Genomic DNA, 532 nt, shown 5'->3' with positions numbered 1-532 from the left:
CGGTCGGGCTCCGCCCTCCCTACGCCACGCGCAGCGCAAGGAGCGTTCCTCGACCGTCGTGCCATACTCGAAAGGGGGTCCCTTTTGCGCGCCGATCGGGGGTCCCGTTTGGACGCCGATTGACAGCTTCCATCGCCACCTTGGCCTTGAACTGCGCGCTGTAGCGCTTCCTCGTCGTCTTCATTCCCGTCCATTCCTTCAGGTCGGGATGAGCTTAACACCCTGTCCGAATTTCCGGGACCACCTCAGCGGAGGTCGGCGACGTGACGCGCTTCGAGAATCCCAGGCAGCTCATGAGCTATCTGGGCCTCGTGCCTAGCGAACGATCAACGGGCGCATCCGTGCGGCGCGGCGGCATCACCAAGGCCGGCAACAGCCGTGTGCGGCACATGCTCGTCGAAAGGTTGTAGCGCGACAAACAGGATGAGGATTGCGCGTCAATCAGGATGAGAATGTGATTGTCGCGGCGCGTCATTCAGTGCCGATTTTAATTGTCGCTGGCAAGGACCTCGTTCTCATCCTGATTGTCGCG

At 61.3% G+C, this 532-nt stretch carries 1 pseudogene; it reads left to right on the top strand.

The features are described 5' to 3' along the window. Positions 1-245: 245 nt before the first annotated feature. Positions 246-401, top strand: a pseudogene (locus ACFQ24_RS03735) (transposase); the annotation flags it as partial. Positions 402-532 lie beyond the last annotated feature (131 nt).

Origin of the sequence: Sphingobium olei, from assembly GCF_042678845.1 — a bacterium.
In the GTDB taxonomy this organism is placed as follows: domain Bacteria; phylum Pseudomonadota; class Alphaproteobacteria; order Sphingomonadales; family Sphingomonadaceae; genus Sphingobium; species Sphingobium olei.
Note: the sequence above shows the minus strand (reverse complement) of the source record. Positions and strands in the feature narration are given on the sequence as shown.